This is a genomic window from Streptomyces sp. ISL-100 (genome assembly GCF_018614615.1).
Lineage (GTDB): Bacteria > Actinomycetota > Actinomycetes > Streptomycetales > Streptomycetaceae > Streptomyces.
Map to the genome: position 1 here is coordinate 146469 of NZ_JAGGOK010000036.1, position 13178 is coordinate 159646.

Here is a 13178-nt window from a genome sequence, read left to right on the forward strand (position 1 = left end):
GCGCGGCGCGGGGTCGGGCGATCGCGGGGTCCCCCCCCTCACGAATCGCGATGGATGCCCGGCCCGCACTGAGTGGCACGCACACGCACGCACGGAACACGAGGTGTACACGCAAGCACAGGGCTCGGAGTTGATGGCAATCGTAGAGGCGGGCACTGACAATGCCCAAGGAGATTGATCCCGGCCGGTGGCAGGGCAGCTGCAAGCAAGTAGCAGGCAGGCGGCAGGCCGCTTCCGGCAGGGCTTGCCGCAGGTCTTCCGGCAGGTCTCAGATGTGCGCCTCTTCGCACGCCCGTGCATCGCGTACGGGAAGATGGATCTGTGACCTCAGCTACCGACCCTCAGCAGGCCCAGCCGGCCCGGCCGGCCCCCGCCGCCACAACCACCCCGCGGCTGATCGCGACCGACCTGGACGGCACGCTGCTGCGTGACGACAAGTCCGTGTCGGACCGTACGATCGCCGCGCTCGCCGCCGCCGAACGGGCCGGCATCGAGGTCTTCTTCGTCACCGGCCGTCCGGCCCGCTGGATGGACGTCGTCAGCGACCACGTCCACGGCCACGGCCTGGCCATCTGCGCGAACGGCGCCGCCGTCGTCGACCTGCACGCGGGCGGCAAGCTGATCCAGGTCCGACCGCTGGCCCGCGAGGACGCCCTCGCCGTCGTCGTCGCGCTGCGCGCCGCCGCCCCCGGCACCTCCTTCGCGGTCGAGCTCTCCACCGGCATCCACTACGAGCCGGAGTACCCGCCCTTCTTCCTCGACCCGGGCGCCACCGTGGCCACCGCCGAGAAGCTCCTCCAGGAGCCCACCCCCGGCTCCGGCGCGCCGGTCGTCAAACTGCTCGCCCACCACACCGAGCTGTCCCCCGACGACTTCCTCACCCTGGCCCGCGCGACCACGGACCACCGCGCGTCCGTCACCCGCTCCAGCCCGTCCACGCTGCTGGAGATCAGCGGTTACGGCGTCTCCAAGGCCAGCACCCTGGCGCAGTGCTGCGCCGAGCGCGGCATCTCGCCCGCCGAGGTCGTGGCCTTCGGGGACATGCCGAACGATGTCGAGATGCTGGCCTGGGCGGGCACGTCGTACGCGATGGGCAACGCGCACCCGGACGTGGTGGCCGCGGCGTCCGGCCGTACGGTCGCGAACAACGACGACGGCGTCGCGGTGGTCATCGAGCGGATCCTGGCAGCCCTGTAGCCGCGCAGGGCGCCCGCCTCAGCGCCCACAGCGCCGTCATCCGCCTCATCCGCCCTCAGAAACCCGCCCCGCGCTCCCGCATCCAAGGCGCCGGATCGATCCCCGATCCCAGGTGGGGAGTGAGCCGTACCTCGAAGTGCAGGTGCGGTCCCGAGGAGTTTCCGGTGGTGCCGGCCTGCGCGATCCACTGGCCGGTCCGCACCAGCTCGCCCTGGTCGACCATGACCCCTGCCAGGTGCGCGTACTGCGAGAAGTAGCCGTCCGGGTGCTCGATCACCACCTCGATCCCGAAAGCACCGCCGCAGGAAACGGAGACGACGCGGCCCTTACCGATGGCCCGTACCGGTGTGCCGATGTCCACGGCGAAGTCCTGCCCGGTGTGCCGGCTCTTCCAGCGCGCACCCTTACCGCCGAATCCGGCGGACAGCTCGTACTCCTCGACGGGCGTCACCCACGCGCGCGTAGTGGAGGATCGTCCCTTCTCATCCAGGCGTACGGCGCCGGCGCAGCGCCCCGCCGCGACGCTGCGCTCCGCCTCTCCCTGGAGCTTCCACCGGGCGTTCTCGAGCTTCGCCGTGATGGCCCGCTTGATCGACGCGAGCCGCTCCGTACGGGCGTCGAGGTCGTGCCAGGCGGCTTTCGCCAGCTGCTCGTCCTTCGCCAGCCTGCGCTCGGCCCGCTCGGCCCGGTCCAGCATCCGGGACACGGCGAGCTCGGCCTGCCAGGCGAGCCGGTGACCGTCCATCAGCTCCTGCGGGTCGTCGGCGAGCAGGAGCTTGGCGGTGTACGCGATTCCGCCGCCGCCGGCGCGGTACTGGGCGCGGGCGACCCGGCCCACGTCCCCGCGCAGCCGCTGGATCTCGCGCCGCTCGTCCGCGAGCAGCCGCTCCAGGCGCACGGCCTTCGCCCGCTGCTCGCGCGCCGCCCGCCTGCCCTGCTCGTACGTCTCGGCGGCCCGGGCGGCCTGTTCGTACAGCCGCGCCACCTCAGCGGCGATGGCGGGCCCGTCGGAGGAGGGGACACCGGCGCGGACACCCGGCGCGGGCGGACCCGAAGCGGCCGGGGCGGCAGCGGCGGCGGGCGCGGGAAGGCACAGAAGCACGCACAACACCGGCACGAGCAGCCGTTGGCAGGGTCCGAGGTGCATCCACGGATCGTGTCCCGCGCACCGCCCGATCTCGTGCACCAAGGTCACGTCACCGGGGTGTCGTCCCGCCATCCGGCCTACCCGGGCGCCCGCGGAGGGTCCCGGAGCGGCCCTTGCGGCCAGTCCCCACACAAAAGCCCTACAGCGGCGCCTCCCACACCACCGTCGTCCCCCCGCCGCCCTCCCCGAGCCCCGGCCCGCACCGGCTCGTACCGCCCAGCGACTCGGCCCGCCGCTTGAGGTTGCGCAGTCCGCTGCGCCGGCCGCCCTCCGGGATGCCGACCCCGTCGTCCGCGACCGAAAGACGCACCCCGCGCCTCCCGTCCGTCATTTCGGCGGTGGCGTCGACGACGACTTCGATACGGGAGGCCTGTGCGTGCCGGAAGGCGTTGGACAGTGCCTCCCTCAGCGCCGCGATGAGGTTCTTGCCGGTCAGCTCGTCCACCAGCGAGTCGACCGGGCCGACGAAATGGTGCCCGGGCTTGAAGCCCAGCGGCACGGCCGCCATGTTGATCTCCCGCAGTACGCGCGTACGCAGCCCCGAAGGCGCCTCGGCCGGGCCCTGTTGGAGCGCGAAGATGGCCGTACGGATCTCCTGGATCGTCACGTCCAGCTCGTCGACCGCCCTGCCGACCCCGTTGCGCACCTCGGGGACGACGGACCTGCGCTGCGCGCTCTCCAGCATCAGCCCGGTGGCGAACAGCCGCTGGATGACCAAGTCGTGCAGATCGCGGGCGATCCGGTCGCGGTCCTCGTACACGGCGAGCCGCTCCCGGTCCCGCTGCGCCTGCGCCATCATCAGCGCCAGCGCGGCCTGCGAGGCGAACTGCGTGGCCAGTGTCCGCTCGGCTTCCGTGAACAGCCTGCCACCGCGCGCCCGGGGGGTGGCGAGCGCGCCCAGCACCCGGCCGCCGCTGCGCAGCGGCAGCAGCATGCTCGGCCCGTACCGCCGCGCCGCCCTGCTCATCATGCGCGGCTCGCTCGCCGAGTCGCCGATGAACACCGCCTCACCTGCGAGGAGCCGCGCGGCGACCGGGTTCTCCGGCGGGATGACCACACCGAGCGACTCGGACGGGTCGTCGGCCGAGACCGCGACGATCTCCAGGCCGCCGTCCCGCGCCGGCAGCAGCACTATTCCGGCTGCCGAGTCGGCAAGGCGGCGGGCCTGTTCCGCGACCACGCTCAGCGCGTCGTCGGCGTCGCCGCCCGACAAAAGCGCCGTGGTGACGGCGACGGACCCGTCGATCCAGCGTTCGCGCTGCCGCGCCGCCTCGTACAGCCGGGCATTGCCGATGGCGATCCCGGCCTCCGTGGCGAGCACCCGGACCATGTGCAGGTCGTAGTCGTTGAAGTCGGCCCCGCCGTGCTTCTCGGCGAGGTAGAGATTGCCGAAGACCTCGCCCCGTACGCGGATGGGGACGCCCAGGAAAGGCCCCATCGCCGGGTGGTGCGCGGGGAGACCGTCGGGCAGCCGCCCGATCCACGCGGCCTGCTCCTCGGTCATCCCGTACGTCACGAAGTCGCGGAGGCCGCCACGCTCCTCGTCGACGACGCCGATCGCCGCGTACCGGGCGTCTGCGAGCTCTGCGGCGGTCTCGCAGATCCGGTCGAGCGTGGAGTGCAGATCAAGTCCCGTGCCGACGGATCGCATGGCTTCCAGCAGCTGGGGCACGCGCGCGGTGAGCTCGGTGGACAGGCCCTGCAGGCTGCGGGCCGCCCGGGAGGCGGCTTCAAGGTGGTCATTCGGGTCCGGCACATCCTGCACTGGCATGCCCTTGAGCCTAATAAGTCCTATTTCAACGGGAAAGTCGGGCCCCAAGCGAAGCGACCGTTCCCGGCCCCCTCACTTCGGCCTCCAGCTCACGCTCCAGCATCCGCCGCAGCGGCCCCTCGGCGTCCACCAGGTCCGCGTACGCGCCGCGCTGTACGACACGGCCCTCATCCAGCACGATCACCTCGTCCACGGCCTCCAGGCCGTGGAGCCGGTGCGTGATGATCAGCGTCGTACGCCCCTGGGTAGCCCTGAGCAGGTCGGCCGTCAGCGCGTCCGCCGTCGCCAGGTCGAGGTGCTCGGCGGGCTCGTCGAGCACGAGCACGGGGAAGTCGGCGAGGAGGGCGCGGGCCAGCGCGAGGCGCTGGCGCTGGCCGCCGGAGAGGCGGGCGCCGTGTTCGCCGACCATCGTGTCGAGCCCGTCGGGCAGCGCGTCCACCCAGGTCAGCAGCCGCGCGGCGGCCAGAGCGTCCCTCAGCTCCTCCTCGCTCGCGCCGGTCCTGGCCAGCCGGAGGTTCTCCCGTACCGAGCTGTCGAAGATGTGCGCGTCCTGGGCGCACAGGCCCACGAGCCGCCGTACGTCGTCGCCGTCGAGCTCGGCGGCTTCCGTTCCGCCGAGCGTGTACGTCCCCTCCCGCGCATCCAGGAAGCGCAGCAGCACCTGGGCGAGCGTCGTCTTGCCGGCGCCGGACTGGCCGACCACGGCGATGCGCCGGCCCGCCTCCAGCGTCAGGTCGAAGCCGGCCAGCGCGTCCCGCTCCTGCCCGGCGTACCGGGCGCTCAGCCCGCGTACCTCCAGCGGGAACGGCGACGCGGGCGCGGCGGCAGGCGTCAGCGGCTCATGCACGGGCACCGGCGCGTCCAGCACCTCGTACACTCGCTCCGCACTGCGCTTGACGCGCTGGCGGTACTGCACGGCGAGCGGAAGGCCGGTGACGGCCTCGAAGGCGGCCAGCGGCGTCAGCACGACCACGGCCAGCGTCACTCCCGACAGCCGCCCGTCGTGCACGGCCTGCACCCCGGCGAGCGCGGCGAACACGACGGTCAGCCCGCAGGCCAGCGAGGAGAGACCGCCACCGAGGGCGGTGGCGGTGGCACTCCGGGAGGCGATCCGGGTGAGCACCCCGTCCGCTTCCTTGACGCTGTCCGTACGTCGCTTCAGCGCACCGGCGACGGTCAGCTCGGCCGTACCGCCGAGCAGATCGGCGACCCGGGTCGCGAGCACGCCCCGCGCGGGCGCCAGCTGCCGTTCGGCCCGCCGGGCACAGGCCCCGCTCAGCCACGGCACGCCGACCCCGGCGACGAGCAGCCCTACGGCCAGCACGGCTCCGGCCTCGGGCAGCAGCCACGCGGTGAACCCGACGGAGCCCGCACCCACGAGCACGGCGGTCCCGACGGGCAGCAGCCAACGCAGCCAGTAGTCCTGCAGCGCGTCCACATCGGCAACGAGCCGGGAGAGCAGATCCCCGCGCCTTGTGTCGCGGAGCCCGGCGGGCGCGATGCGCTCCAGCCGGCGGTACACGGCGACGCGCATCTCGGCGAGCATCCGCAGCACGGCGTCGTGCGACACGAGCCGCTCGGCGTAACGGAAGACGGCCCGCCCGATGCCGAAGGCACGGGTGGCGGTCACGGCCACCATCAGGTAGAGCACCGGGGGCTGTTCGGAGGCTCGCGAGATCAACCACCCGGACACGGCCATGAGCCCCACGGCCGACCCGAGCGCGAGACTCCCGAGCCCCAACGCGAGCCCCAACCTCCCCCGCAACTCCCCAGCGGCTTCCCGAACCCGCCCGAGGACCCCACGCCCCCGAGCCGGAGCCACAGCGGCCACCGGGCTCACCGGGCTCACCGGGGTGCCAACGATCCCCCCTTCCTCAACGGGCGGGCGGGTGGGAGCCCCTCCCGCCCCGAAGGGGCGCACCGCACCCGCACGCGCCCCCGCACCCGCACCACCATCCGCACCCGCCGCCACGCTCGGCCGGCCCAGCTCCACCACCCGGTCCGCCACAGCCAGCAGCGCGGGCCGGTGCACCACCAGCACCACGGTCCGCCCCGCCGCAAGCCTGCGTACCGCGTCGACGATTCCCTCTTCCGTCTCCCCGTCCAGATTCGCCGTCGGCTCGTCCAGCAGCAGCAGCGGCCGGTCCGCGAGGAACGCCCGCGCCAGGGCGAGCCGTTGCCGCTGCCCGGCCGAGAGCCCCGCGCCGTCCTCCCCGAGAGGCGTCCCGGCGCCCTGGGGGAGCGCGGCCACAAAGTCGTACGCCCCCGCGTCCCGCAACGCCGCGGCCACCGCCGCGTCATCCGCGTCCGGGCGCGCCAGCCGTACGTTCTCCGCGACCGTTCCCGCGAACAGGTACGGCCGTTGCGGCACCCACGCGATCCGCTCCCGCCACCGCTCCATCGACACGGTGGACAGGTCGACCGCCTGCGGCCCGTCGCCGACGACCACACGCCCCGCGTCGACCGGGGCGAACCCGAGCAGCACATTGAGCAGCGTGCTCTTGCCGACCCCGCTCGGCCCGACAACCGCGACCGTCTCGCCTTCACCCACAACCAGCGACGCCGAGTCCAGCGACGCCTCGGTCCGCCCCGCGTGGCGGACCGTCACGCCCTCGACCCGCAGCGGCCCGGCGGGCGCATCCGCGCCACCCACCGGCCCCTGCGGCTTCGTCTCCAGAATCTCGAAGATCTCCTCGGCGGCGGACAGCCCCTCCGCGGCCGCGTGGTACTGCGCCCCGACCTGCCGCAGCGGCAGATATGCCTCGGGCGCCAGCACCAGAATCACCAGGCCCGTATACAGGTCCAGGTCCCCGTGCACGAGCCGCATGCCAATGCCCACCGCGACCAGTGCCACCGACAGGGTCGCCAGCAGCTCCAGCGCGAACGACGACAGGAAGGCGATGCGCAGCGTGCGCATGGTGGCCTGCCGGTACTCGGCCGTGATCGTCCGGATCGACTCGGCCTGCGCCTTCGCCCGCCCGAAGGCCTTGAGCGTAGGCAGCCCGGCGACGACATCCAGGAAGTGCCCGGACAGCCGCGAGAGCAGTCGCCACTGCCGGTCCATTCGCGCCTGGGTGGCCCACCCGATCAAAATCATGAAGAGCGGGATGAGTGGCAGCGTCCCCACGATCACCGCCGCCGAAATCCAGTCCTCGGTGACGATCCGCGCGAGCACCGCCACCGGCACCACAACCGCGAGACCAAGTTGCGGCAAGTACCGCGAGAAATAGTCGTCCAGCGCGTCGACGCCCCGCGTCGCCAGCGCCACCAGCGAACCGACCCCTCCCCAAGCTCTCGACTCCGCTCGAGCAGGGGATATCCCATCGCCTGTCAGCCACCCGGGACCCAGCTCAACGGCCCGTGCCAGCAGCCGCCCCCGCAGCTCCGACTTGACCGCCGCGCTCGCCCGGTGAGCGGCGAGCTCCGTCAGCCACGCCACCACAGCCCGCCCCACCGCGACCGCCGCCAGCAGCATCAGCGGCGTACGCAGCTCGGAGCCGTCCAGCCCCCGCTGGAACGCTCCCACCACCACCTCGGCGACGATCATCGCCTGGGCGACGACCAGGCCCGCCCCGGCCAGCCCAAGGAGCACCACGGCCCCCAGGAAGAGGCGGGTGGCACGGGCGTAGCGGAGCAGACGCGGGTCGATCGGTTTCACGTGAAACATCTCCCACTAGTGCGCATCACTGCGCTTCAGTGCGCATCGGCGATGTGCTGCGTGCCGATCCGCTTGCGGAACACCCAGTACGTCCAGCCCTGGTACAGCAGCACCACCGGCATGGCGATCCCCGCGCACCAGGTCATGATCTTCAAGGTGTACGGCGTGGAAGAAGCGTTGGTGACCGTGAGGCTCCACGCGTCGTCCAGCGAGGACGGCATGACGTTCGGGAACAGCGTGAGGAAGAGCATCGCAACCGCGGCCACGATGGTCACCCCCGACAGCGCGAACGCCCATCCTTCGCGCCCTGCCGCCGTGAATCCGAGCGCCGCGACCAGTGCCAGCGCCGCCACGAGCATCGCGGCGAGGCTCGCCGAGTCGCCGTTGTCCAGCTGCGTCCAGCCCAGGAAGGCAACGGCCAGCACCCCACCGACGACCCCGAGCTTGAGCGCCAGCTTCCGCGCCCGCTCCCGGATGTCCCCGACCGTCTTCAGCCCGGCGAAGACAGCACCGTGGAAGGTGAAGAGAGTGAGGGTGACGAGGCCGCCCAGCAGCGCGTACGGGTTGAGCAGGTCGGCGAGGGTACCGACGTACTCCATCTCCGAGTCGATCTTCACGCCGCGCACGATGTTGCCGAAGGCGACGCCCCACAGGAACGCGGGCAGCAGTGAGGTCCAGAAGATCGCGTGCTCCCAGTTGGTCTGCCAGCGCTCCTCACTGCGCTTGACCCGGTACTCAAAGGCCACGCCGCGCACGATCAAGCACACAAGGATCAGCAGCAGCGGCAGGTAGAACCCGGAGAAGAGGGTGGCGTACCAGTCGGGGAAGGCGGCGAAGGTCGCACCGCCGGCGCTCAGCAGCCACACCTCGTTGCCGTCCCAGACGGGTCCGATGGTGTTGATGAGGACCCGCTTCTCCTTGCGGTCGCGGGCCAGCAGCTTCGTCAGTACGCCGATCCCGAAGTCGAAGCCTTCCAGGAAGAAGTAGCCGATCCACAGAACGGCGATGAGCACGAACCAGACGTCGTGGAGTTCCATCACTCAGCTCCTCAGTCCTCAGTACGAGAAGGCCATCGGCCGGTCGGCGTCCGCGTGGTCGCCGCCGATCTTGGTGGGCGGGTTGAGGTCGGCCTCCGTGAGTTCGGGCGGTCCGGCCTTGACGTACTTCAGGAGGAGCCTGACCTCGATGACGGCGAGGATGGCGTAGAGGAGCGTGAAGACGGTCATCGAGGCGATGACCTCGCCCTGCGAGACGCTGGGGGAGACCGCGTCGCTGGTGCGCAGCACGCCGTACACGACCCAGGGCTGGCGGCCCATCTCGGTGAAGATCCAGCCCCACGAGCTGGCGATCAGCGGGAAGCCCATCGTCCACAGCGCGACGATCCAGTACCACTTGGCGAACTTCTCGCTGAGCGCCTTGTTCTTGAAGAGCACCAGATTCGGCACTTCGTCCTCGCCGGTCCGCAGCGCCGCCGGCAGCATGAACTTCTTGCGCGTCAGCCACAGCCCGAGCAGGCCCAGCGAGAAGGACGCCATGCCGAAGCCGATCATCCAGCGGAAGCCCCAGTAGGCGACGGGGATGTTGGGCCTGTAGTCGCCGGGTCCGAACTTCTCCTGCTCGGCCTTGTTGACGTCGTTGATGCCGGGGACGTGCGACGTGAAGTCGCCGTTTGCGAGGAAGGACAGCAGTCCGGGAATCTCGACGGCGACCGAGTTGTGGCCCTTGTCGACGTCTCCGTACGCGAAGATCGAGAACGGCGCCGGCGCCTCGCCGTCCCACAGCGCCTCGGCGGCGGCCATCTTCATCGGCTGCTGCTTGAACATGACCTTGCCGAGCAGGTCACCGCTGACGGCGGTGAGCATTCCGGCGATCACGACGGTGATCAGCCCGAGCCGCAGCGAGGTGCGCATCACCGGTATGTGCTTCTTGCGCGCCAGGTGGAAGGCGGCGATGCCGACCATGAAGGCGCCGCCGACCAGGAACGCGGCCGTGATGGTGTGGAAGAACTGGGTGAGCGCGGTGTCCTGGGTGAGGACGCGCCAGAAGTCGGTGAGCTCGGCGCGGCCGCGCTCCTCGTTGATGCGGTAGCCGACCGGGTGCTGCATCCAGGAGTTGGCCGCCAGGATGAAGTACGCGGACAGGACCGTGCCGATCGAGACCATCCAGATGCAGGCCAGGTGGATCTTCTTGGGCAGTTTGTCCCAGCCGAAGATCCACAGCCCGATGAAGGTGGACTCGAAGAAGAAGGCGATCAGCGCCTCGAAGGCCAGCGGCGCACCGAAGACGTCACCCACGAAGCGCGAGTAGTCGGACCAGTTCATGCCGAACTGGAACTCCTGGACGATGCCGGTGACGACACCCATCGCGATGTTGATCAGGAAGAGCTTGCCCCAGAACTTCGTGGCCCTGAGGTACTTCTCCTTCTGCGTACGCACCCAGGCGGTCTCCAGCCCCGCGGTGAGCGCGGCCAGCGAGATCGTCAGGGGCACAAAAAGGAAGTGGTAGACGGTGGTGATGCCGAATTGCCATCGCGCGAGAGTCTCCGGCGCCAGAGCTAGGTCCACGTCGCCTTCTCCTTCGTATCGCATCGGAGCTTGTGAACGCGTTCACATTCACAAGCAACAGTATGTCGCACATGCGTTTCCCAACATCCAGCCGGGGGGTACAACTGTGCCCTCGAACGCCTACGAAAAGGCGCACGAGGGCACAGGAAAGGAAGGGAGAAGCGGCGATACGGCCACCACAACCAAGGCAGAGCGCCCCGGCGGGGCGGAGCATGTGACTTACAGCTCCTTGAAGAACGCCTCCGCGGTGTGCAGGAAGATGTCGTTGGCCTCGTCCTCGCCGATCGTCACCCGCAGCCCCTCACCCGCGAAGGGCCTGACCATGACGCCGGCCTTTTCGCAGGCCGCCGCGAAGTCGGCCGTACGCTCCCCCAGCCGCATCCAGACGAAGTTGGCCTGCGTGTCCGGCACGGTCCAGCCCTGCTTGACCAGCGCCTCGCACACCCGCTTGCGCTCGCAGACCAGCGAACCGACCCGGCCCAGCAGCTCGTCCTCGGCCCGCAGCGAGGCGACCGCCGCGTCCTGCGCCAGCTGGCTCACGCCGAACGGCACCGCCGTCTTGCGCAGCGCGGCCGCCACCGGCTCGTGCGCCACAGCGAAGCCGACCCGCAGCCCGGCCAGCCCGTACGCCTTGGAGAACGTACGCAGCACCGCCACATTGGGGCGGCTGCGGTAGAGCTCGATGCCGTCCGGCACGTCGTCATCCCGTACGAACTCACGGTACGCCTCGTCCAGCACCACCAGCACGTCCGACGGCACCCGGTCCAGGAAGCGCTCCAGCTCCGCCCTGCGCACCGCCGTACCGGTCGGGTTGTTCGGGTTGCAGACGAAGATCAGCCGCGTCCGCTCGGTGATCGCCTCGGCCATCGCGTCCAGGTCGTGCACGTCACCGTCGGTCAGCGGCACCTCCACCGCCGTGGCGCCGCTGATCCGCGTGATGATCGGGTACGCCTCGAACGACCGCCAGGCGTAGATCACCTCGTCGCCGGGCCCCGAGGTCGCCTGGAGCAGCGACTGCGCCACCCCGACGGAGCCGGTGCCGGTCGCGATGTGCGACACGGGCACCCCGAACCGGTTGGCGAGCTCGTTCATCAGGCCGGTGCAGGCCATGTCCGGGTAACGGTTGAAGTTCCCGGCCGCGCCGATCACGCTCTCCAGCACACCGGGCAGCGGCGGATACGGATTCTCGTTGGAGGACAGCTTGTACGCCACCGGTCCGCCGGCGGCGGCGGGCTTCCCCGGCTTATAGGTGGGAATGCCGTCCAGCACCGCACGCAGCTTGGGGCTCGTCTCGCTCACTTCGGGTCCTCCTCGACCGTACGTACCACCAATGCTGCTCACCTTATGAGGATTGCGCCGCGCTGCGAATGGCAGGCGCACGGAATGGGGGGAGCGCTCCCCGTTCCGGCGCGCGCCGGTGGCTCACTCCGTGGCGCGCATCCCCCGTGAAGGTGAGTTGAGACCTCGTCGAGACCTCGGCCAGTGGGCAGGAGCATGCCGGTCGACAGCCCCGACTGACCGGCCTTTCTCGTCAACTACCTTTAAATCAAAGGCAATTGGGCAGATATCACCTTGCAGAAACGTTCCTGTCAACGACTGCATATGCATCCGCCCTAACCGCCCGCCCGAGCCCTACTATCGGCTCGCCATGACAGCAGCAGGGAAGCATCAGGTGAGCCGGACGGAAACCCCCCGGCGGAGCACCCGGCCAGGACGAGCGGGCATTCGAGACGTAGCCGCCGCAGCCGGTGTCTCGATTACGACGGTCTCCGACGCGCTCAACGGCAAGGGCCGGCTCCCGGACGCCACCCGCAGCCATGTTCGCGAGGTCGCCGAGAGACTGGGCTACCGCCCCTCCGCGGCGGCCAGAACCCTCCGTACCGGCAAGTCGGGCCTCATCGGCCTGACCGTGACCACCTACGGGGATGAACCTTTCACCTTCACCGAATTCGCGTACTTCGCCGAGATGGCGAGAGCGGCGACCTCCGCCGCACTCGCCCGCGGATACGCCCTAGTCATCCTCCCCGCCACCTCCCGCCACGACGTCTGGTCGAACGTCGCCCTCGACGGCACCGTCGTCATCGACCCGTCCGACCAGGACGCGGTCGTCACCGAGCTCGTCCGCCAGGGCCTTCCCGTCGTCTCCGACGGCCGGCCTGCCGGCACCCTGCCCGTGACCGCCTGGGTCGACAACGACCACGAAGCCGCCGTCCTCGACCTGCTCGACCACCTCGCCGACGCCGGAGCCCGCCGCATCGGGCTGCTCACCGGCAACACCACCGACACCTACACCCGCCTGTCCACCGACGCGTACCTGCGCTGGTGCGAGCGCGTCGGACAGGACCCCGTCTACGAGTCCTACCCGGCACACGACCCGTGCGCCGGCGCCGTTGCCGCCGACCGGCTGCTCGCCCGACCGGACCGGCCCGACGCCGTGTACGGACTCTTCGACCCCAACGGCACCGACCTGCTCGCCGCCGCCCGCCGCTACGGGCTGCGCGTACCCGAGGACCTGCTGCTCGTCTGCTGCAGCGAATCGACCGTGTACGCCGCCACCGAACCGCCCATCACCACGCTCTCGCTCAAGCCACGCCGCATCGGCACCGCCGTGGTCCAGCTCCTCATCGACGCCATCGAAGGCATCAATACCGACAGTCCCGTCGAACAGGTGATACCGACCGAACTCATCGTCCGGACGTCTTCACAGCGCCGGCCGCCCCGCACCACGGTGAGTCCGCCGCGCTCACCTGCCGGGGACTGAACCCCCCAATCGGTACGAAACAACCATCGAACCGCGCGCGCATCCGGATTCACCACCCCTGGTGCGTCACAGACCACGAG

At 70.6% G+C, this 13178-nt stretch carries 8 protein-coding genes; 2 read left to right on the plus strand and 6 right to left on the minus strand.

The features are described 5' to 3' along the window. Positions 1-321 precede the first annotated feature (321 nt). The gene (locus J7E89_RS16480; protein ID WP_374196826.1) at positions 322-1197 is read left to right on the plus strand and encodes a Cof-type HAD-IIB family hydrolase; all 876 of its coding nucleotides are present in this window, start codon (positions 322-324) and stop codon (positions 1195-1197) included. A gap of 55 nt (positions 1198-1252) precedes the next feature. On the opposite strand, the gene J7E89_RS16485 is transcribed toward J7E89_RS16480, so the two are convergent. The 6 genes from J7E89_RS16485 to hisC form a co-directional block, all read right to left on the minus strand. Further along, positions 1253-2344, minus strand: a complete 1092-nt coding sequence (locus J7E89_RS16485) for a M23 family metallopeptidase (protein WP_214974218.1) — start codon at positions 2342-2344, stop codon at positions 1253-1255. 139 nt (positions 2345-2483) lie between these two features. Next, positions 2484-4115 carry a GAF domain-containing sensor histidine kinase gene (locus tag J7E89_RS16490; RefSeq protein ID WP_214974220.1) on the minus strand — a complete coding sequence of 544 codons (1632 nt, stop codon included), beginning with the start codon at positions 4113-4115 and terminating at the stop codon, positions 2484-2486. A 25-nt stretch (positions 4116-4140) separates the two neighbouring features. Next, positions 4141-7773 (minus strand): thiol reductant ABC exporter subunit CydD, encoded by a 3633-nt coding sequence (gene cydD, locus J7E89_RS16495; protein ID WP_214974222.1) that lies wholly within the window; start codon positions 7771-7773, stop codon positions 4141-4143. 35 nt (positions 7774-7808) lie between these two features. Next, positions 7809-8810 (minus strand): cytochrome d ubiquinol oxidase subunit II, encoded by a 1002-nt coding sequence (gene cydB / locus J7E89_RS16500; RefSeq protein WP_214974224.1) that lies wholly within the window; start codon positions 8808-8810, stop codon positions 7809-7811. Positions 8811-8828: 18 nt separating this feature from the next. Then, complete coding sequence (locus J7E89_RS16505; protein ID WP_214974226.1) at positions 8829-10337, minus strand: cytochrome ubiquinol oxidase subunit I; 1509 nt, start codon at positions 10335-10337, stop codon at positions 8829-8831. A gap of 219 nt (positions 10338-10556) precedes the next feature. After that, positions 10557-11636: a histidinol-phosphate transaminase gene (gene hisC, locus J7E89_RS16510; protein WP_214974228.1), complete on the minus strand. Its 1080-nt coding sequence runs from the start codon at positions 11634-11636 to the stop codon at positions 10557-10559. A gap of 349 nt (positions 11637-11985) precedes the next feature. On the opposite strand from hisC, the gene J7E89_RS16515 reads away from it, so the two are divergent. After that, entirely contained in the window at positions 11986-13098 is a 1113-nt protein-coding gene (locus tag J7E89_RS16515; RefSeq protein WP_214974229.1) for a LacI family DNA-binding transcriptional regulator, read from the plus strand. The last annotated feature ends 80 nt before the right edge of the window (positions 13099-13178 follow it).

What these genes read in the sequence shown, in the direction of transcription:
- J7E89_RS16485 (WP_214974218.1), bottom strand. Translation starts at nt 2,344, where the DNA reads ATGCACCTCGGACCCTGCCAACGGCTGCTCGTGCCGGTGTTGTGCGTG.
- J7E89_RS16490 (WP_214974220.1), bottom strand. Translation starts at nt 4,115, where the DNA reads ATGCCAGTGCAGGATGTGCCGGACCCGAATGACCACCTTGAAGCCGCC.
- cydB (WP_214974224.1), bottom strand. Translation starts at nt 8,810, where the DNA reads ATGGAACTCCACGACGTCTGGTTCGTGCTCATCGCCGTTCTGTGGATC.
- J7E89_RS16515 (WP_214974229.1), top strand. Translation starts at nt 11,986, where the DNA reads ATGACAGCAGCAGGGAAGCATCAGGTGAGCCGGACGGAAACCCCCCGG.